Source organism: Bacillus sp. Hm123 (assembly GCF_051842975.2).
Lineage (GTDB): Bacteria > Bacillota > Bacilli > Bacillales > Domibacillaceae > Bacillus_CE.
In genome coordinates this window covers 2,973,693-2,993,391 of record NZ_CM200277.1, presented here as the reverse complement: position 1 = coordinate 2,993,391, position 19,699 = coordinate 2,973,693, and the positions used below count along the sequence as shown (strand labels likewise).

Here is a 19,699-nt window from a genome sequence, read left to right as displayed (position 1 = left end):
TTTCTTTATTACTCTTCATGTGTAAGAAATGGGTGATTCTTCTGAAGTTCTTCAGGTATTTCTTCTTCATGAAAGAAAAATGTACAGGCATTTATCGAAGCAAAACTTCCTACTAACAAAGCAAAGCTTGATAATTTTGAAAGAACAAAACCTTTTACTGATTGTAATAGCTTACTCATGGTATTCATAATGACTTCTCTCCTTTAAATTTTTGAATAAGTAAGGATAAGCTTTGTAACGATATACCTAATACTATGAATTTATGGGTGTATATGGGTATAGTACACGTGATAATACCTATAGTCAACAAGCGAAAATGAGCTTGTTTCCTTAAATAAAGTCGATGTTTCTCATTAATAATCGGATGTTTGGCCGTTCCAACAGGTGCATGTAAGAAAACAGTAAGTGCTGAGAAAATGCCGATACTCCAAACGAGCCATAATGGTAAAGTGAAAGCAACTAAAAAGGCGGACATAATAGGAAACGCTAGCACGCTCCAAGCTATACAACTAAATGCACTCGAAAAATGGTACCCAAATGACTTCTGTCTTAATGCATAGAAGGTTATATGTACAATAAAAGTTGGTAATAAACAATCGAGCAGAAAGGCAGCCCCATATACAATCAAAAATTTACATAAGTCAGCAAAAATTAATTGAACGCCGAAACGTATTTTTGCTTGATCTAGCTGTGTGTAGTTTTTTTGTTTAATCAGTGTATTAACAATAAATGATTCAATTATTGACATTGAGATTCACCCCTTTTTGTAATTATTGTAACGAATATTCTTAAAATTGGATATGCAATATCATAAACGTCACAATATTAGTCTTAATCATCACTCAAGCGATGGATCAAATTAGAGAAACATATCCTCCACTTAAAAAATACGAAAAGCTGAAAGCAAGTCAATGATTCAAATAAGGAACTATATTTGAAGGATATATAAAATTTTAAATATATTACTACTATAGATAAATTTTTCGATATTTTTGATAAGTTAGAGGACGATGATGAGGGGGTTAGATTTTTTAGGGAAATAGCTTTAGTTGGCTTAGAGTAGTTATATATACAAATGCTTTTCTATAAAGCTGTGAAAACTAGTCTCTTAACTATTAAGGTCACCAATAGGGTGCCACATGTTTCTCTCTAAAAACTCAATGACTATATAACAAAAATGTCATGTGGATGAATAAGTCAGCGCATTTCCTCTAATCCTTTTCTACAAGTCTAAATTCTAGAAAACATTTAATACACAAGTGTAATGAGAGATTTTGGAAAGCTATGATAGTTAATCAATATAAAACCTTGCATTATTAAGTAATTGGATTTAAAATGTCCTTATGAAATATTTATCACACAGTGATTCATTATTGGAGGGATATGGTTGGAAGTTGATAAGGAATTACTAAAGGGGCATATTGATACACTTATATTATCCCTCCTAAGTAAAAAAGATATGTATGGATATGAAATTGCGAAAGTGGTTCGTATTAACAGTAATGGGGCGTTTGAATTGAAGGAAGGCACTCTTTATCTTTCTTTAAAAAGATTGGAGAAGAAAAAATGGATTTTCTCTTATTGGAGTGATGAACAAGGAGCAGGAGCACGTAGAAAATATTATCAAATGACTGATGAAGGGCGTTGCAACTTTAAGCTAAAAATCAAAGAATGGGAATTCGTAAAAAAATTGATAGACACTTTTTTGGATACATGTGAGGGGGATGGAAATGAGGAGGATTGATGAATACGTTGATAACTTATATAAACATGCAAACTCAAAACATCCAGAAACAAAAGAATTAAAAGAAGAAACTCATGTTCATCTTAATGAATCTGTAAAAGAATTAATGAGGGATGGTTATACGGAAAATGATGCATTTAGAATTGCAGTCGAACGTTTTGGCGGGCTTGAACAGGCAGAAAAATTAATTTCATTGATGGAGATTCGACAGAGGACATTTGCGAATTGGTTGTTGACAGTAGGCGTTTCATTTTTAGTATTTGTCAGTTGTATGTTTGGTTTGTTCTTATATTTAGGAAACATTCATGATGCTCATTTTGCTGATATAGGATATCAACTTGGAGGAGATTTACCATCAGTGAATTCAGAGTCAGCAGATCCTTTGCTTGTCAATGAACCATTTATTCTTAGAGCTTCTTTATACAGTACAGAATCAAGGGAAATAAACCTTCCGAAAACTGATTACACATTCGAAGGTAATAAACATTGGGTACCTGAGCTATTCAAAAGAGAGTTGCACTACGGCACAGATCAATTTTTTGTCTCGCTGGAAGTTATAGATGTTCGAACAATTGGTATCTTTCTATTTGCTATCGGTTTTACAATTTATTATGTTTTATTTACCATCTGGGGGCTAATCCAATTGTATCATGCAGATGGATTAAAATTAATTTGGATAATAAACCTTTTATTGTTGAATATTGTTGGTTATTTATTATTTTGGATTAAAAGCAAGGGGGATTTTAAAAAAACAACCAACTAAAGGGGGAGCTGAAAAAAGTTTACTGTTCTTTTGCTTATTGTGTGTTGTATTAGCGTATAGCGAATTAGAAAGACAAAAAATAATTGTTACTAAGTTAGGTAAACCAAGTTATGTACAAAATGACCGTTTAATTATTAATCAAATTCGTACAAGTTTGATTGATAATTTACTGGATACTTTTCTTGATAAAATCGCACCGTTGAATGTGGATTATGATGAACTTCTTCTTCTTCTTCTTCTTAAAGAGAAATATCATGATCAAAGTAAGTGATTATATCTACTTATTTATGTGACAATATTTTATTGTTTTGAAATCTTGAAAGTGCTTTATCAACTATAATCGATAGTTATTTTTAATCGTTTATTCGAAAGGTAAACAACTAAAAATAAATTTTTACGTTTAAAATTAATGCCGTACATTTTGCAGCTGAATTAACAAATTTTTTATTAATCCATAAATAAGTACAAGGGGTGAAAGGTATGCTGGGTAACCAATTATTAGTCGAATTAAAAAGAGTATATACGGTGAAAAATTTATTATTATGGTTAGCTATTCTTATTCTTATACCAACAATAAGATTTTATTCTATAAAAGAAGGATACCAATTCTTTGATCCAATTGAAGTGTTTCAAGAGATGATATCAACAATTATTTCTTTACTCTTTCCCGCTATTATTATTACCATTTATTTGCCGGGTTTTTTACAAGAGCAAAGAAATAACTTTATTCCTTACACTCGTACTAGAATTCCGTTAAACATTTATTTACTCAGCAAAGGTATCATAAATGCTTGTTTAACGGCGCTAGTTACATTTTTGTTAATATTTCTTACATTTATTTTTGTGGTGTATATTGAGCCGAAATTAGGGATAATTTCTTATTCTTCTATAGATGAGAATACAGTTATTCCAAAAGTTACTTTTTCGCAATTCTTGGCATATGGAGATCTGACATATGGACTTATTTATTCCTTGTGGGTTTCCGTAAATGCGTTAGTTTATTCAACTATTGCATTTATGCTCTTACTTATCGTAGATAATCCTTTTATAGCTTTATCTGCTCCGTTTCTTTATTATCATATTTTCAATTTTATAACAGGTGTATTTGCAACACCCTGGTTTTCACCCTTAAGTACTATTTTTCCATTTAACATTGTAGAACAACCATTATGGACTGTACTGGTACCATTTTCATTTTTGCTAATCATTATAATAGGTCTTTATGCATTCATAATCCGTAACAGAAAAGAATGGATGATATAAGTATGAGGCAGGGAAAACTTCGTATGAAAGAATATCTTGAAGAATTAATAGGTATTAAATGGTTAGTTATAGGTGTTGTTTTTTACTTTTATGGCTTTATGCTGAAAAAGGAGATAGTCAAAGAAGCTTATGAAATGGGTATGTCCTTTAATGGCTGGGACATTACTTTACGTTTGTTAAACGATATGTACCTCATTGTCTATTTTATAATCCCTATTGTGATGTTTTTTTCAATAAAATTTATTATGTTAGATTTTGATTACCAGATTTTAATTCGATTAGGTTCGTTCAAAAAATGGATATATTATTCTCTTAAACATTTTTGGTTGAAGTGCACTCCTTTATTGTTTTTATGGGTATTCGTATCACTGTTTATGATGATTGGGTTTCCCTACTCGTGGAATTGGAGCACACTTAGCGAGGTTGAGCATATTACTAATACCCTTTATGAATTAGTGAAAACCTTTGATGCACCAATATATGTATTATTAGCGCAGTTAATTTTATTAATTTTAACGCTTTCATTGTTGCATGTATTTTTAGCAACTGTATATGTGGTGACCAAAATTAAGTATTTTATACTTTTTGTTAGTGTAATGATTTTTTTTGGAAGTATTATAGGTTTTAAATTATTACCAAAGGAAATGTTTTTTTTATCTCCAACTACTTATTTTTCAATTGCAAAAGCAGCTAATTCATTTAATTCTCCTATTTCAAGTTATATTGTTCTACTGCTGCTTGGTTTATTTAGTGTTTTATATTTAAGAATTATAGACCTTAATAAAAAAATACATGCTCAATCCATAAAGTCGTATATACCTATAGTAATTTACTTGCTGTTGTGTTTAACAGGTATAATCTCAACAGCTACTTCACTTAAACCTTCTGAATCAACTATTTGGGATGTTTGGGTAATGTCTTTTAGGGGCTCTAATGCAGAAAATTTTTCTTATGTCCCTTTTTTCTTTTATTTAATTGTATTCTTTGGTTTTATTTATTTAGTTCAGTTATTTTTAAGTAATGAAATTGATCGTCTTGGATACTACAAAATTATTCGTTATAAGAATTTGAATAAGTGGTTTTGGAGTTGGATGAGGAAATTATTAATAAAAGTGATTTTGTTTCTTTTTATATTAATGGCACTTGCTCTTATAATAGCTAGTTGTTTCGGGATGAATACTAATTTTGATGTGACGATACTCCCTAACCCCTTACATGATATTATGTACCATTTTTTCATTAATGGTTTCTTACAGACTGTTCTGTATATATTCGCTGTGTTTATTGTTTCATGGATCAGCAAGGAATCAATACATGGTGTATTACTAATTAGTTTGTTGATGATATTAATGTTGCCAGGTATTAATAAAGTAGGGATTATTCCAGTGGGATTAAATAGTATTGTTTATTTAACTAATTTTTCGCCATATTATCTAACATGTATTTTAATTATAATGAATGCTCTAGCTTTTTTTATAATTAATTATTTATTCAAACAAAGTTTAAAAATATAGGTGGGGTGAAAATATGTCTATTATTTCATTAAAAAATGTAAGTAAAACATATAAAGGGTTAACTCTTTTTGATGGTGTAGATTTAAATATTGAAAAAGGAAAAATATATGGAATTGTGGGTCATAACGGTTCTGGTAAATCTGTATTATTCAAGATGATATGTGGCTTCGTATTCCCTGATAACGGTACGATTTATGTTAGAGGAGAAGAAGTTGGAAAAAGCAAAAGGTTTCCTGATAATTTTGGTATTATTATAGATCGTCCAGGTTATATTGCAAATAAAACCGGATTTCAAAACCTAAAAGAATTGGCATTAATCAGAGGAGAAATTAGTGATAAAAAGATTGCTGAAACAATGGAAATGGTAGGATTACAACCGCAGGCAAAGCAAAAAGTTAAAGATTATTCTTTAGGAATGAAACAAAAATTAGCTATTGCTCAGGCAATTATGGAAGATCAACAGGTTCTTATACTAGATGAGGCTTTTAATGCTTTAGATGTAGAAAGTGTGGATAGAATTCGAAATCTATTATTATCATTTAAGAACGAGGGGCGTACAATTTTAATTACAAGTCATAATCAGGATGATATTAATATTCTTTGTGATCATGTATTCCGCATCAATAGATATCAACTAGAACCAGTTTATCTGAAATAAACAAAAAATCAAGAACGCTGTTTTCAATATCCATTAGCGTTCTTGATTTCGTTAATTAATTACTTTTCCACGAGCCAGTCACTTGAACATTTACAGGTGTATCTACATCATTGCTGAACTGAACCCGTGTGCTTTTTCCTTTACTAACAGAGTTTGGTAAATTACGAGAGTCATTATCACTAACATTTCTAACCCAACTCCCTGTACCACTACTTGCTTTCATTCTCGCATCTACAACATAGCTACTGCCAACGCTTCTTGATTTCAAATGACCATATTTACCAGATTCAGCTTTTGTTTGGTAACTTGTGTAACCACTTCCGTTAAATTTACCAACAGTAGTATTGTAACCAGAATAACTTGTACCTGCTTGTACTGCTCCACCAAAAGCTAACAAACCTACAGCCATACCTAAAACTGCTAACTTGTTCTTCTTCATCATGAGTCACCATCCATTAAAGTATTTGATTTTGTACCATATGTATTAGTACAGGTTTAGTATATAGTGATATGTAAAATATTTCTTATTTTGTTCGTAAAAGTTCAAAAAACAGTAATAACCGTTAATTCCATCTTAATTCCGTATTAATAAATATCAGTTTTCTGATAAAATTCGTATTCATAGTTTATTTCTACTTATCATTTAATTTGCATAATGTGTTTGTTCTATTCATTTTTAGTTGATCTTGTAGCTTTAAAATAAAGTTCGATTAAATTAATGTTTGTAATCTTAATATACTAAGCATGATCATTTTTGTTACTTATTACTGGATGTGTGCTTGTTTTCTTAAGTACAGTCGGTGTTCTTCATTAATAATTGGCTGTTTTGGTTGTTCCAATCTACTTCCTCTCTTTGAGCAGTGTAGCAAGTATTCTTGAAGTTCGGTATATAGCATCGTGAACGTCAATAAATGGTGATAACTAATTTAAAAAAGGACGTTAAAGACTGAAAAAAAGACTATTTCAATACGAAAAAAGTTTTTTAGTAAACATATATTAAGATTAAAGAAGAGAGCCCGTTTTACAAATGTGTGGATAAGTATGGGGGATAGAGTTATGAATTCAGATGAAATACTGGTAGTAAAAGATTTAGTTAAAGAAATCGACGGTAGAAAAATTATACAAAATCTTTCATTTTCAGTGAAAAAGGGGCAGATTTTTGGATTTTTAGGTCCCAATGGTTCAGGAAAAACTACGACGATTCGAATGATGACAGGCATGATTCAGCCGACAATGGGGTCGGTACAAATTATGGGATATGATGTTCAAAAAGAATTTAGTCAAGCTATGCAAAATTTAGGGGCAATTGTTGAACATCCTTCGTTATTCAATTATATGACTGGGTGGCAAAACCTTATCCAAAGTGTCAGATTGTTAGACACTCCTCCAGATATGGAATACATAAAGTGGTGCGTTGAAACCGTAGAATTGACGGATAGAATACACGATAAGGTTAAAAGCTATTCATTGGGAATGAAGCAAAGGTTGGCGATTGCTCAATCTTTAATATCTTCTCCCAAAATATTAATTCTTGATGAACCTACGAACGGAATGGACCCATCTGGAATAAAAGATATGCGAATATTAATTAAAAATCTGGCTTATGAGCATCAAATCACTATTTTTTTATCTTCCCATTTATTGAGTGAAATAGAGAATTTGTGTGACCACGTTCTTATCATTAACAAAGGTAAACAAGTGGTTTCAGGGCTGGTGGATGAATTAATACAACAGAATCATTCCGAATTCAAGTTAACGGTAGATAAAGAAAATGTAAATATCGCGTATGATTTAATTAAAAGTAAAAATATCACTGTCCATCCATATGAGGATTATTTGATTGTTCAAGGTAGAAAAGGAGAGATCCCACATTTAATAAATGAACTTTACAAAAATGGTGTAGGGGTCTATTTAATAAACCAAAAAGAATCTTCTCTAGAGGATTATTTTATTTCTGTAACTCAGGAGGTTAATAAATGATCATTGGCGCAATAAAAAATGAATTAGAAAAACTTTATTGGAAAAAGCGCATGCATGCAATTATAGGGATTATTTTATTTTTTTCTGCACTAATGATTACGATCAATTTTTTTGACAAAGATACTGGAAGTAGTATGGATTGGAAGGGATCTACCAAAGAAGGTATAGTAAATATTGAAAATCATCTAAGTACGATTGAAAACAAGAGCTCACAAGAATATATTGAACTTTTAAATCAAAAAAACAAGCTTACATTTCATTTGGAAAATAACATTAATCCCGAACATCAAGGTGCATCAGGAATGACGACCTCTAGTGTAGAAGGTATATTCATTAAACTGATACTTCCTTTACTTATTGCTATTATCACAGCGGATATAGTATCTGGAGAGACTTCAAATGGAACTATGAAATCTATGTTGGTAAGACCAATAGGCAGGAAAGGTATCTTAATTGCTAAGTATAGCGCAGCCTTAATTATATCGATAGGGGCTATGTTATTATCGGATTTATTAACATATTTTACATCAATCCCTTTTTATGGTTTGGGGAGTTGGAACGATTTAATAGTAGTAGGGGATGAGAACTTCAAAGCTATTCCACTTTGGGAGTATATGATGTATGGACTTGCTCTTAATATTATTACGATCCTTACTTTAATTAGTGTATTTATACTAGTATCAATTTTGTTTGAATCAGTTGCAACGACTGTAAGTTTATCAATCTCTATTATTCTTTTTGGTGGATTGCTAGCTAATTTACAAAGCCAACTAGATTTTTTAAAGTATTTCTTTGTATTAAACTTAGACCTTGCTTCACATATTACAGGAGAATTTTCTGCTCAAAATACTTCATTGTCATTATCTTTAATAGTTATGGTCATGACTGCGTTTATCGCTTCATGTTTGGCGTTTGCGAGATTTACTAAAAAAGGTATGCTTATTTAAGTTTTTAGCAGTATTAAGCATTGTTTACATGATGCCGAGAAAAGGTGAGAGTTATGAATAGTTTGGCGGCAAGGGCCTTAAAATGGAGGAATAACATATGTATAAACAGAGCGCAAAAAATAGGAAAATAGTAAAGAGAATTACTGGATTCGGTTTATTATATGGAATCTTTTCTCTCTTATACTCTTTGATCAATGGCGCATATATAAATATCGATGCCGTTATTTTGATAATATGTATGCTCATTTTGTTTGTGGACTGTCACTTAATTGATAATAAAAAAAAGAGAAACTTACATAATGAAATATAAAATCGGAAAATATGTATTCTTAATTGCTTCACCAATTTGTTTTTATCTTTTTTGGAAAGAAAGTTTCCCATATAACTATTTTTATTTGCTTTTGACGATATGGTTCCTTTATATGTTCATCAATGAACAAGCTGAACTAGAAAGAGTAGCTGCTAAAACAGAAAATTTAGTATTAGTAGTACTAAATATAGTTGTTGGGGTTGTTCCTATAATAAGCTCGGCTCTAGTCTTCTTTGTTCATGAGAAGAGTGTTACTTGGCTGTTTACTTTCATGATTATGATCTGTATCAATTTGCTCATTAAAATTTTGTTTCAGAGAGAAAATAGGAGTAAATTAGTAGAGGCACAAAAGAGTGACTTAAAAGTAAAAGCTTCAGAGAGTTCCGATATGGATATTCTTCTGCAGACAATTATAGGGTTCGCATTTAACCTTATCGTTGCAATGATCATTATCTATTATTTTTTAAGCCCGGAAATTTATATGCAGCCTCTATTTGATTCAAAAGTCCTGTTTTTCGGAGTTATAGGTGCTACCATCCCATTATTAATGGTATTTTTGGGTGTGAAGATTAGGAAGATAGATTTCCCTGTCAACAGTAATACAAAAGGGGTGATTCAGTTATTAAAAAAACCATGGGGGCCTATTGTGGTTTCTATAGGTTCAGGGATATCTGAGGAGCTGTTATTTCGGGGAGCACTCTTCGGATTGTTAACTCTTTATTTTTATCCTTTTGTTTCCATTTTAGTTATTAGCATTCTTTTCATGATGATTCATTTGCCACAATATAAAAACAGTCATTTTTTAAATCTGGTAATATTTGTTTTGAGCATAGTGTTTACAGTTATCTATGTGCAGTCAGAGACAATTTGGGCTCCAATTCTTGCTCATGCACTTTACAATTTTATTATTTGTCTTTGGATAAACTCCGGGTTTCTGCCATTATCCACTAGTGACGAAATGAAAAGTGAAGTAAATGTTTAAAAGCAAGAAGTCGGAAATGTTTCATTTCCGACTCCTTTTCATCTTATAAGCTTTTCTCTTTTCTTCGTCCTCCAAACGGATACCACCAGTTCCAATCACCTAATAGCTTCATTAAGCTTGGTACGAGCAGTAAGCGGATGATTGTGGCGTCAATGGCGATCGCAATCGCAATGCCGATCCCGATTTGCTTGACTGGTGCGACGCCGGTAAAAGCAAATGCTCCCGTGATCACAATCATAATCAGTGCGGCAGCGGTAATGACTTTGCTTGTGTTCGCCAATCCTTCTACGGTCGCCGCGGTATTGTCACTTGTTTTTAAGTAAAATTCGCGAATGCGTGAAATTAAAAATACTTCGTAATCCATGCTTAAGCCAAAGACGAGGCTGAATACAAGCACAGGTAAAATTAAGGAAATATCCATTTCTGGCAATCCGAAGTGTCCGCCTTGGAAGATCCAGACGAGAATGCCGAATGTGGATGTTAAACCAACGACATTCATCATGATCGCTTTGAGCGGAATAATGATCGAGCGGAAGGCGAGCATCAAAATGATAAACGTTGAGATTAAAATGATCGCGACGGCGAGTCCGATTTTGTCGTAAATCTCGTCGTAAATTTCTTGGTTAAACTTTGGTTGACCGCCAAATTGGATGTCAACTGGCCATTCTTTTTCACTCCAAGTGCGAGCGAGTGATTGAGCTTTCTTTGAACTTCCCTCTACATTTAGATGAACAGGGATTAGTAATTTTTCTTCTTGAACGAATGGTTCAATCGCTGGTTCGAGCTGTTGGCGCATTTGCGGTTGTTCAAGGGCAGCCGCTAGTTGAGCAGGATCATCGATTTGGCTTGTAGCAAACAATGTATCGATGTCAGTCACTTTTTTTTCTTTGCTGAACGTGTCTTGCAGTTTTTTCATCTCTTCCAATCCAGCTTCATTTAGCCAGCCATCTGGACGCTCTGCAACGGCATAAATCGTGCTTTTGTTTTCTTGCATAAATGTCTCTTCAATTTTTTCATAAGCGATGCGTGACTCGAAATGCTTTGGTAATGAATCGGTCGTCGGAATTGCTAGTCGCATATGTTGGACGGGAAGGATACCAATAATTAAAATTACCATTGCCACAAGCGTAATGAGAACAGGGCGCTTCATGACAGCTCCGGCAAATGTCCGCCAACGAGCACGGCTATCACGATCAGTGCGAACGAGGCGCCACTTATGAATCCGGTCGCCAAGCATATACAGTATCGCTGGCAACAGTGTTAATGATCCGAGTACCGCAACTGCAATGACGACCATGCCACCAATCGCCACGTTTTTGAAAATATCGACTTCGATGACAAGCATCGCACCAAGCCCGATAAATACACAAACGGCAGAGAAAATAATTGAGCGGCCGGCTGTTTGAATCGTCGTGATCAGTGCTTCTGCTTTCGATTGTTTCTCTAGTTCTTCTTTATAACGATTAATGAATAACAGTGAGAAATCAATCGAAAGCGCCAACCCAATCATCGGAGCGATATTTAAAATAAAAATGGATAGTTTAATTTCCTGTCCGATAAATGTCAGTAAGCCGAAGCCGATAATAATCGTAATCGCCCCGACAACGAGCGGCAACATCGATGCTACGACTGTGCCGAAAGCAAATAGTAAAACGAGAAGTGCTACCGGAAGGCCGATCAATTCCGCTCGTTTTAAATCATCTTGACTCGCTTTGTTAATGTCCTCTGACAGAACTGGAGAGCCAGTAACAGTGACGCCAGCTTGATCATCGGCTACCTTTTTGACGTCTTTAATAATGTCTGACATATCCTCTAGCTTTTCATCATAATGGAGGACGGCATAAGCGGTGTCCGCTTTCATGAGTGTCTGATCTGTTAACGGCGATTGAATCTTTGTAGTTGTGTTTTGCTTCTCAATGGCTGTCAATGCATCATCGATCGTTGTCCGAAAGTCGTCATTCGATTTGCTTGCTTGTTTTTCAAATAAAAGCAGTAAAGTGGACTCTGGAAAATCGAATGTTTCGTTTAATTCCTTTTGTACTTGTTCATATTCTCCATCCGTTCGGAACCCGTCTCCTTCAAGTAAAGAAGGGAGCTGAATGGCGAAATACCCCATCACTATGAAAAAAATGAGCCATAGCGCGAGCAGCCACTTATGAGTACGAACGATGAAAGACGCTAGGTTGTTCATAAAATTCCTCCAATCTATTTAGGGGATGTCGTCGATGTTAAATGTTGTTGTTTCTTTTAATCATACGATAGGAAGTTTCTTTTGAGAAATAAAAGAATGGCATTTTCTGCAGGTGGATGAATTCCTTTGGCAAAAGACGTTCTCTGTGAAGTAAATAACTGTACTTTTTGGGCGCAAGGAAATGAATGTTCAGCGGCGTATGGACTGGAACGATCCGCACCCAAAGCAAAACCCCAGTTACCATCACGGCAACTGGGGTTTTGCTTTTACTCTCGACTCAGCGGCAATTGAATAATAAAGGTAGTACCGAAGCTAGAGCTTTCTTTTAAGATTAAGTCGCCATCGAGGGCGTTGGCTAGCAGTTTACTAAAGGGAAGGCCGAGACCGAGGCCGCGGATTTTATATTTTTTATTATCGCCGCGGTAAAATCGTTCGAATACTAGTTCTTGTTCGGCTTTTGGAATGCCTAAGCCGTTGTCTTTTACTTCGATTAGCAAGAGTTGATTTTCTTCCGTCAATGTAAGCTCAATTCGACCATCTGCTTCGACGGCGTGTTTAGCGTTGTTGAGCAAGTTGACGATAATTTGCTGTAGTCGAACAAGGTCGGTGTAAATGATTCGGTCGGTCGGTAGTGTCGTCAACTCGACAGTGATCGAATCTAGGTCTTGCCCTATTTTCCATTGATGCACCATATCAGTCATTAGCTCGTTGACGTGATGTTCTTCCATGGCAACGGGCAAAGCATTCGCTGTAAAAGAGTTAAATTCTAATAAATCATTAATCATTTTTTGCATTTTGGCTGTTTCTTTCAAGGATACGCTCAGAAATTCGTCGGCTTCATCCCCAGTGACAACTCCATCTTTGACGGCTTGGAGTAAACCGCTAATCGATGTGACAGGCGTTTTTAATTCATGGGTGACACCGGCTAACAGCTCCGCGCGCAACGCTTCTAGCTGCTGTAGCTTTTGCGCCATTTCTTTAAATGAATAGACTAAATCATACACTTCCTGCTCTTTCGTATGCTCAGGAAGACGCACGTCGTAGTTTCCCTCTTGAATTTGTTTGGCGGCTTCGGCTACTTGACTGATCGGTTTAGACAGCCTGCGCGATAAAATATAAATCGCCGCCCAGCCAAATAGTCCAAGGCTAACGATCAAAATGGCTAACAAGCGATACTCGTCAGTGACATTTCCGAGTTCGTTTTCCGGCTGTAGCATGATGACCCAGCCGAACACGACATCATCCACTTTAATCGGCTTTTTAATCATCCAAATACGCGCTTCCTCCGTCCCCGTCGGATACTTCAGCACATCTCTCTTTTTTTGTAACAGATCGGTGGGGAAGTGGTCTAAACTGTATGGGCCATCGGATTGATTCGTAGACAATACTTGACCAGCGGCATCGGCAATATAAATCGCTGGCGGACGCTCAGATTGTAAAAATTGGTCGCGGCTTTTCAACATATTTTTATCGATAGAAGGAGAAGTGTTCGGCTGTTGGCTACCCGCAATACGGTTAGCTAACTCCTCGGCAATGAATTCAGAGATTTCTAAACGATTTTCTAAAATCGTATGCTGAATCCAAGCAACAGAAAGGATCGTGACGACGATCAAGCCGAGGACTAACGTTGCTACATAGCGGGTCGTCCAATATTTAAGTAAAGAAATTCTATTCGTCTTTTTCATAAATACAAAATTGATACCCTAACCCTCTCAAAGTTTTAATTTCTCCTTCTGCTTTCGGCCAATCTTTTAACGATTTTCGCAACCGCTTAATAGAGAGATCCACCGCTCGATCACTGCCATCATAATCCTGTCCCCATACGTGTTCAATGAGCTGCTCGCGAGTAAACGTGCGATTTGGCTGGGAAGCAAGAAAGAACAAAACCGATAAGTCGCGTGGAGGTAACGAAATCTCTTCCTCCTTAATCGTCACCCGATGAGCCGTACGGTCGATCGTTAAACAGCCATAGCTTGTCGCAGAAGAAGGTGTCGGCTCCTCACCGCTTCTTCGTAACACCGCCTTCACTCGTGCGACAACTTCCTCGCCGTTAAAGGGCTTCGCAATATAATCATCGGCGCCGCCATTTAAGCCGGATAGTCGATAATTGACATCGCCAAGAGCCGTTAGCATAATGACAGGACAAGAACTCGACTCTCGAATCGTTTTTAACACGGTCCATCCGTCCGTTTTTGGCATCATCACATCGAGTAAGACGAGTGCTGGCTGCTCCGCTTGGAACTGTTCGATGGCTGCTTCTCCATCAAATGCTTGCACGACTTGAAAGCCACCTTTGAGCAAATACGCCTTTAACACTTGGCTGATTGCCGGTTCATCTTCTGCTACTAAAATCGTTGCTGTCATCAGCCCCACCCCTTTTTCTCTTTATTATATAAAAAAACATAAAGAAGCTGCCAATCCGACAGCCTCTAAAAAAATATTAGCGCATAGCCTTTGCTTGTTGCTGGGCTTGGCGAACTTCTTGTGTTAATGTTTGATAATCTTTATCTGTATGAGAAATGCCGTACGCTTCCGCTTGCTGTTTCATTTTCGCTTCGCGGACCTCTTTTGCTACCGCTTCAAAGTTTTTTCCTTTTGTATCAATCCCAAACTGCTCTGCTTGCTCATAAACAATATCTGAAAAGTCTCTTATTGGCTTAATTTGTAAACCCTCTTTATACTTCAAAGAAGAAGCCTCCGTCTTAGTTACGCTAGTTGCCGGTCCTTCTGCCGCTACAATTGTATGAGCCGATCCTAGAATGCTAATGGAAAGGGCTCCGCTCATCACATAAGACATCGTTTTTTTCTTCATTTATTTATTCCTCCTATACGGATAGACAAAAATCATTACCTGATAACTATACTTTACAGGAACAATGTGTCAGTACAATGTCAAATGAGAAAAAAATTATTAATTTTTTAGCGAATTTCTTTCATAAAATTAACAAAAAAATAGGCAGAGGAAGAAAGTATCCTCTGCCGCTAATGATTATTTATGGACGACGAGCTCGACATTCGCTTGTTCAGCTAACGTTTTTCCTAACTGCTCATCTGCTTGGTAGAAATGAGAAATGACGCGTGTCACGATGTCACGATTCTTAATTTGCTTGAAGTCATTGAGAATATTTTTAATAAGCGTCTCTTTAGTTGCTTGATCATAGCTGCGATAAATGCGACCTGCTTGTCCAAACTCATTCGTTTTTTCAATCGCTTGTCGCCCAGCCATGCCTTCCATTGGTTGTAACGGTTCTTCATACTGGTGGGCTTCTTTCGGTGTGTTTTCATAACTATTTGGCTCATAGTTAATTCGGTTCGTTTGTTGCTTCACTGGCATATAGCCGTCGCGCTGATAATTATGAACATCCTTTTTCGGAGAATTAATGTTTAACTGCAAATAGTTCGACCCTAAGCGGTGGCGTTGTGTGTCTGAATACGAGAAAAGACGACCTTGTAATAATTTATCTTCAGAAGGGAGCATCCCTGGTACAAGCACGCCTGGATTAAAGCCTACCGATTCTACTTCAGAGAAAAAGTCTTCAGGATTTTGATTTAACGTCATCGTACCAACTAACTCTGATGGAATGTCTTCTTCTAACCAATCCTTCGTCGCATCTAATGGATCAAAGTCAAATTTGTCCATATCCATAGGATCTAGCACTTGCACATATAAATCCCATTCTGGGTAATTGCCGCTTTCAATGGCTTCATATAAATCACGCGTCGCATGGTTAAAGTCTTTTCCTTGAATAGTTGCCGCTTCTTCAATGGAAAGGTTTTTAATACCTTCTTTCGGTTGCCAACGTAATTTTACGTAAACAGTTTTTCCTTCTTCATTAAACCATTTAAATGCGTGCACGCTTGAGCCGCGCATTTGGCGATAGTTTGCTGGAATGCCCTCATCAGTAAATAGGTGAATGAGCATATTCGTTGTTTCCGGTGACAATGACATAAAGTCCCAAGAACGTTCAGGGTGCTGAATATTCGTTGCTGGATCGGGCTTTAATGAATGAATGACATCAGGGAATTTAATCGCATCACGAATAAAAAAGATAGGAAGATTATTACCGACGAAATCATAGTTTCCTTCTTCTGTGTAAAATTTCACCGAGAATCCACGTGGGTCACGAGCTGTTTCTGGCGAATGTTTGCCATGAATAACTGTAGAAAATCGAGTGAATACAGGTGTCGCTAATCCTTCTTCTTGCAAAAAGGCAGCTTTCGTATATTTTTTCATACTATTTTTCACGACGAAGACTCCGTGAGCTCCTGCGCCTCGTGCGTGAACGACACGCTCAGGAATGCGCTCGCGATCAAAATGAGCTAATTTTTCAATTAATTGATAGTCTTCTAATAAAGTAGAGCCTCGGCGTCCAGCTGTTTTGGAGTTTTGATTATCAGCTACAGGCGTTCCTTGATTCGTTGTAAATTGTTTCTTCAATGAAAGTCACTCCTTTTTAATAATAATTATAATTTAATAGTTATTTTCCTTTTTGTCAAATAAAAAGTAATTGATTACAGAGATTGATGTAACAATAAAAAGCCATTCATAATACAAATGCTTGGAAGGTGATCCGTTTTGTTGTATGATATAGCTGTCAGTAAATAGAAATAAATAAACCAATGATTGAGGTAGTGAAACATGGTGCAAGAACAGAAACAATTGTTGCTGCTGATGCAAGAGGCGATTGAAGAAGGGCATCGAGACGACAGCAAAGTGGAGCAAGTAATGCACATCATTAAAGAGAGAATGCAAGAAATGTATAAAGAGGACCTACATAAAGTTTGAACATGGCGGCCGTTGGGTCGTTTTTTTGTGTTTAACATAATTCGAGAGAAGTTCCTTTCTTCAAGGAGCGTGAAGGGTAGAACCCAGCAACAATGAAGCGGCTGTCGAGAAAATTGCGAAATATACGCTTGGAAAATTATATGATACACTGGATGAGAAAAAAATCGAGCTATTAAATACGTTGTATATTTTTTTGCTCAATGGCGGAAATTTGGAGGCAACGGCGGACGAGCTGGCTTTGTCAGTCAGTGGTTTACGCTATCGAATGAGCAAAATTGATCAAATGCTAGATGTGAGCTTGCGAGATGCAGAAGCAACTTTTCAGCTTTTGCTGTCCTTGAAATCTCTGAAATCGATTGGCAAGCTCGATTGGTGAAAGCAGGCAAATAAGGGAGGAAAAATGTGATGCAACCTGTGCGTTTACAGCCTGGAGATGAAGTGCGAATTGTTGCCCCGTCAACAAACATGGCGTTAGTGAAAGGGGAACAAGTGAAGCTAGCGACCGAGCGCTTAGAGAGTTTTGGCTTTCGTGTGTCGTTCGGTCGTCATGTCGATGAGCATGATATGTTTTTTTCGACGTCGGTGGAAAATCGACTGGAAGACTTGCATGACGCGTTTCGCGACCCGAATGTGAAAGCAATTTTTACCGCAATTGGTGGCTATAATGTCAATCAGCTTTTAGCGCATATTGACTATGAACTGATTAAAGCCAATCCCAAAATAGTATGTGGCTATAGTGATATAACGGCTCTGCAATTAGCGATGTATGCTAAAACAGGGCTCATTACATATTCAGGCCCGCATTTTTCAACGTTCGGCATGAAGCATTTATCTGATTATGTCGTGCAAGGAATGCTCACTGCCTTAACGAATGATGCGCCGTTTGAGCTCGAACCGTCTGACCAATGGAGCGATGATAAATGGTATTTAGAACAAGATCAGCGCACCTATTATCCGAATCGTGGCCCGGTAATTGTGACGGAGGGCAAAGCGGAAGGACGTCTAGTTGGAGGCAACTTATGCACAATCAATTTGTTGCAAGGAACGGAATTTATGCCATCGTTGAAAGATGGGGTACTCTTTATTGAAGACGATAGTGAATCCCATTTAATGACGTTTGATCGACAACTGCAATCATTGCTACACTTGCCGGATGCGAAGCACTTGAAGGCCGTCTTAATCGGCCGCTTCCAAAAAGAGTCGAATGTGACGGAAGCGGCGCTCGTTACTTTGTTGAAAAATAAGCCGGAGCTCGCACATATTCCGGTAATTGCTAACCTTGATTTCGGCCACACCGACCCGCTCGCTACTTTACCTATCGGCGGCTTTGCTGAAGTCGTAGCTGAAAACGGGAAGACCGAGATTTGGATTAGTTAAAGTGAAGCTGTGTGGAATGGTATAGACAACTAAATAAAATACGTGCTATTCTTTTTATAAAATGGAAAATGAAAGAAAATGATAAAATGTCGGTCGATCACTGAACGGTCGTAGGTAGAAGGGGACAAGCAAAGTGAAGATTATTAAGGTAAAAGATTATCAGGAAATAAGTCAAACAGCTGCAGAAATCATCATTGCTCAAGTGAAAAAGAATCCAAAACTTGTACTAGGCTTAGCGACTGGGAGCACGCCCGAAGGACTATATAAAAACTTAATCGAAGACCATGAAGCAAATGGAACGACTTATCAACAAGTGACAACATTTAATCTAGATGAATACATCGGTTTGCCAAAAGAAGATCACAATAGCTATTACGCTTTCATGAAGAAGCATTTATTTGACCATATTGATGTGCTAGCTGAAAATGTTCATTTACCGAGTGGAGAAAAAGCGGATTTATCAGCCGAATGTACAGCGTATGAGGCGTTGATTCATGAAGCAGGTGGTATAGATGTACAGGTGCTAGGCATCGGCGGCAATGGACATATTGGCTTCAATGAACCTGGCACACCATTTGATTCATTGACACATACCATTGAATTGGATGAGTCAACGAGAGAAGCGAATGCTCGCTTTTTTAACAGTTTAGAAGAAGTGCCAACTCAAGCGATTACGATGGGAATTCAAACGATTATGAGTGCGAAGGAAATTGTATTGCTAGCATCAGGCGCGGCCAAAGTAGAAGCGATCTCTAACCTGTTATTAGGAGAAGTAACTGAGGAGTTTCCAGCTTCCTGCCTGCATCAACACCCGAATGTAACGATCATCGTTGACGAAGCGGCTTTAAATGGCAAATAAATAGAGCGTATGTAAGCTGTCGAGGAGAAATTCTCGGCAGCTTTTTTGAGTGAGGAAAATATTGCTAAAGTCGAAGAAAGCTAATGAAGGTTGAAGAAAGTGTAGCTAAAGTAGAAGAAAGCTAACGAAGGTTGAAGAAAGTGTAGCTAAAGTAGAAGAAAGCTAATGAAGGTTGAAGAAAGTGTAGCTAAAGTAGAAGAAAGCTAACGAAGGTTGAAGAAAATGTAGCTAAAGTAGAAGAAAGCAATTCAAGGTCGAAGAAGGCTATCCAAGATCAAAGAAATCGTCATCAAAGTCGAAGAAAGCTGCCACAACAATCAACAAA

The 19,699-nt window shown here is 36.5% G+C and carries 22 protein-coding genes; 14 read left to right on the top strand and 8 right to left on the bottom strand.

Annotation, left to right across the window (positions count from 1 at the left end):
* Nucleotides 1-8: 8 nt before the first annotated feature.
* Complete coding sequence (locus ACSVDJ_RS15775; RefSeq protein WP_439167109.1) at nucleotides 9-188, bottom strand: cyclic lactone autoinducer peptide; 180 nt, start codon at nucleotides 186-188, stop codon at nucleotides 9-11.
* Nucleotides 185-748, bottom strand: coding sequence for an accessory gene regulator ArgB-like protein (locus ACSVDJ_RS15770; RefSeq protein ID WP_439167107.1), 564 nt, complete (start codon nucleotides 746-748; stop codon nucleotides 185-187). Before ACSVDJ_RS15770 ends, ACSVDJ_RS15775 begins: the two co-directional genes overlap by 4 nt.
* A gap of 639 nt (nucleotides 749-1,387) precedes the next feature.
* Between ACSVDJ_RS15770 and ACSVDJ_RS15765 the strand changes: the two genes are divergently transcribed.
* The 6 genes from ACSVDJ_RS15765 to ACSVDJ_RS15740 all read left to right on the top strand — a co-directional run bounded on the left by ACSVDJ_RS15765 (nucleotide 1,388) and on the right by ACSVDJ_RS15740 (nucleotide 5,942).
* Nucleotides 1,388-1,744 (top strand): PadR family transcriptional regulator, encoded by a 357-nt coding sequence (locus tag ACSVDJ_RS15765; RefSeq protein WP_439167105.1) that lies wholly within the window; start codon nucleotides 1,388-1,390, stop codon nucleotides 1,742-1,744.
* Entirely contained in the window at nucleotides 1,731-2,507 is a 777-nt protein-coding gene (locus ACSVDJ_RS15760) for a permease prefix domain 1-containing protein (RefSeq protein ID WP_439167103.1), read from the top strand. The genes ACSVDJ_RS15765 and ACSVDJ_RS15760 overlap by 14 nt, the downstream gene beginning before the upstream one ends.
* A 37-nt stretch (nucleotides 2,508-2,544) precedes the next feature.
* Nucleotides 2,545-2,778: a hypothetical protein gene (locus ACSVDJ_RS15755; RefSeq protein ID WP_518619348.1), complete on the top strand. Its 234-nt coding sequence runs from the start codon at nucleotides 2,545-2,547 to the stop codon at nucleotides 2,776-2,778.
* A gap of 209 nt (nucleotides 2,779-2,987) precedes the next feature.
* Nucleotides 2,988-3,770 (top strand): ABC transporter permease, encoded by a 783-nt coding sequence (locus ACSVDJ_RS15750; protein ID WP_439167100.1) that lies wholly within the window; start codon nucleotides 2,988-2,990, stop codon nucleotides 3,768-3,770.
* Between the two features lie 23 nt (nucleotides 3,771-3,793).
* Complete coding sequence (locus ACSVDJ_RS15745) at nucleotides 3,794-5,284, top strand: hypothetical protein (protein WP_518619345.1); 1,491 nt, start codon at nucleotides 3,794-3,796, stop codon at nucleotides 5,282-5,284.
* A 13-nt stretch (nucleotides 5,285-5,297) separates the two neighbouring features.
* Entirely contained in the window at nucleotides 5,298-5,942 is a 645-nt protein-coding gene (locus ACSVDJ_RS15740) for an ABC transporter ATP-binding protein (protein WP_439167096.1), read from the top strand.
* A 55-nt stretch (nucleotides 5,943-5,997) separates the two neighbouring features.
* On the opposite strand, the gene ACSVDJ_RS15735 is transcribed toward ACSVDJ_RS15740, so the two are convergent.
* The gene (locus ACSVDJ_RS15735; RefSeq protein ID WP_439167095.1) at nucleotides 5,998-6,384 is read right to left on the bottom strand and encodes a hypothetical protein; all 387 of its coding nucleotides are present in this window, start codon (nucleotides 6,382-6,384) and stop codon (nucleotides 5,998-6,000) included.
* Nucleotides 6,385-6,998: 614 nt separating this feature from the next.
* Between ACSVDJ_RS15735 and ACSVDJ_RS15730 the strand changes: the two genes are divergently transcribed.
* From ACSVDJ_RS15730 to ACSVDJ_RS15720, 3 genes are all read left to right on the top strand, one after another.
* Nucleotides 6,999-7,922, top strand: a complete 924-nt coding sequence (locus ACSVDJ_RS15730; protein ID WP_439167093.1) for an ABC transporter ATP-binding protein — start codon at nucleotides 6,999-7,001, stop codon at nucleotides 7,920-7,922.
* The gene (locus ACSVDJ_RS15725) at nucleotides 7,919-8,869 is read left to right on the top strand and encodes an ABC transporter permease (protein ID WP_439167092.1); all 951 of its coding nucleotides are present in this window, start codon (nucleotides 7,919-7,921) and stop codon (nucleotides 8,867-8,869) included. The genes ACSVDJ_RS15730 and ACSVDJ_RS15725 overlap by 4 nt, the downstream gene beginning before the upstream one ends.
* A 299-nt stretch (nucleotides 8,870-9,168) precedes the next feature.
* Nucleotides 9,169-10,161, top strand: coding sequence for a CPBP family intramembrane glutamic endopeptidase (locus tag ACSVDJ_RS15720; RefSeq protein ID WP_439167091.1), 993 nt, complete (start codon nucleotides 9,169-9,171; stop codon nucleotides 10,159-10,161).
* A gap of 43 nt (nucleotides 10,162-10,204) precedes the next feature.
* Here ACSVDJ_RS15720 and ACSVDJ_RS15715 read toward each other — a convergent pair whose 3' ends face one another.
* Nucleotides 10,205-12,352 (bottom strand): MMPL family transporter, encoded by a 2,148-nt coding sequence (locus tag ACSVDJ_RS15715; RefSeq protein ID WP_439167090.1) that lies wholly within the window; start codon nucleotides 12,350-12,352, stop codon nucleotides 10,205-10,207.
* Nucleotides 12,353-12,478: 126 nt separating this feature from the next.
* Here ACSVDJ_RS15715 and ACSVDJ_RS15710 point away from each other — a divergent pair, with 126 nt between their 5' ends.
* Complete coding sequence (locus ACSVDJ_RS15710; RefSeq protein ID WP_439167089.1) at nucleotides 12,479-12,643, top strand: DUF1540 domain-containing protein; 165 nt, start codon at nucleotides 12,479-12,481, stop codon at nucleotides 12,641-12,643.
* On the opposite strand, the gene ACSVDJ_RS15705 is transcribed toward ACSVDJ_RS15710, so the two are convergent.
* The 4 genes from ACSVDJ_RS15705 to ACSVDJ_RS15690 all read right to left on the bottom strand — a co-directional run bounded on the left by ACSVDJ_RS15705 (nucleotide 12,619) and on the right by ACSVDJ_RS15690 (nucleotide 16,790).
* Nucleotides 12,619-14,037 carry a HAMP domain-containing sensor histidine kinase gene (locus tag ACSVDJ_RS15705; RefSeq protein WP_439167088.1) on the bottom strand — a complete coding sequence of 473 codons (1,419 nt, stop codon included), beginning with the start codon at nucleotides 14,035-14,037 and terminating at the stop codon, nucleotides 12,619-12,621. The genes ACSVDJ_RS15710 and ACSVDJ_RS15705 overlap by 25 nt on opposite strands.
* A complete protein-coding gene (locus tag ACSVDJ_RS15700) occupies nucleotides 14,021-14,716 on the bottom strand; it encodes a response regulator transcription factor (RefSeq protein ID WP_439167087.1) in 696 nt (231 codons plus the stop codon). Before ACSVDJ_RS15700 ends, ACSVDJ_RS15705 begins: the two co-directional genes overlap by 17 nt.
* Before the next feature lie 76 nt (nucleotides 14,717-14,792).
* Nucleotides 14,793-15,164 (bottom strand): hypothetical protein, encoded by a 372-nt coding sequence (locus tag ACSVDJ_RS15695; RefSeq protein ID WP_439167086.1) that lies wholly within the window; start codon nucleotides 15,162-15,164, stop codon nucleotides 14,793-14,795.
* Between the two features lie 177 nt (nucleotides 15,165-15,341).
* Nucleotides 15,342-16,790 carry a catalase gene (locus tag ACSVDJ_RS15690; RefSeq protein WP_439167085.1) on the bottom strand — a complete coding sequence of 483 codons (1,449 nt, stop codon included), beginning with the start codon at nucleotides 16,788-16,790 and terminating at the stop codon, nucleotides 15,342-15,344.
* Between the two features lie 201 nt (nucleotides 16,791-16,991).
* Here ACSVDJ_RS15690 and ACSVDJ_RS15685 point away from each other — a divergent pair, with 201 nt between their 5' ends.
* The 4 genes from ACSVDJ_RS15685 to nagB all read left to right on the top strand — a co-directional run bounded on the left by ACSVDJ_RS15685 (nucleotide 16,992) and on the right by nagB (nucleotide 19,374).
* Nucleotides 16,992-17,138: a hypothetical protein gene (locus tag ACSVDJ_RS15685; RefSeq protein WP_439167084.1), complete on the top strand. Its 147-nt coding sequence runs from the start codon at nucleotides 16,992-16,994 to the stop codon at nucleotides 17,136-17,138.
* A 181-nt stretch (nucleotides 17,139-17,319) separates the two neighbouring features.
* Nucleotides 17,320-17,514, top strand: a complete 195-nt coding sequence (locus tag ACSVDJ_RS15680) for a helix-turn-helix domain-containing protein (RefSeq protein WP_439167083.1) — start codon at nucleotides 17,320-17,322, stop codon at nucleotides 17,512-17,514.
* A 29-nt stretch (nucleotides 17,515-17,543) separates the two neighbouring features.
* The gene (locus ACSVDJ_RS15675) at nucleotides 17,544-18,515 is read left to right on the top strand and encodes a S66 family peptidase (RefSeq protein WP_439167890.1); all 972 of its coding nucleotides are present in this window, start codon (nucleotides 17,544-17,546) and stop codon (nucleotides 18,513-18,515) included.
* A gap of 133 nt (nucleotides 18,516-18,648) precedes the next feature.
* Nucleotides 18,649-19,374: a glucosamine-6-phosphate deaminase gene (gene nagB / locus ACSVDJ_RS15670; protein ID WP_439167081.1), complete on the top strand. Its 726-nt coding sequence runs from the start codon at nucleotides 18,649-18,651 to the stop codon at nucleotides 19,372-19,374.
* Nucleotides 19,375-19,699: the final 325 nt, after the last annotated feature.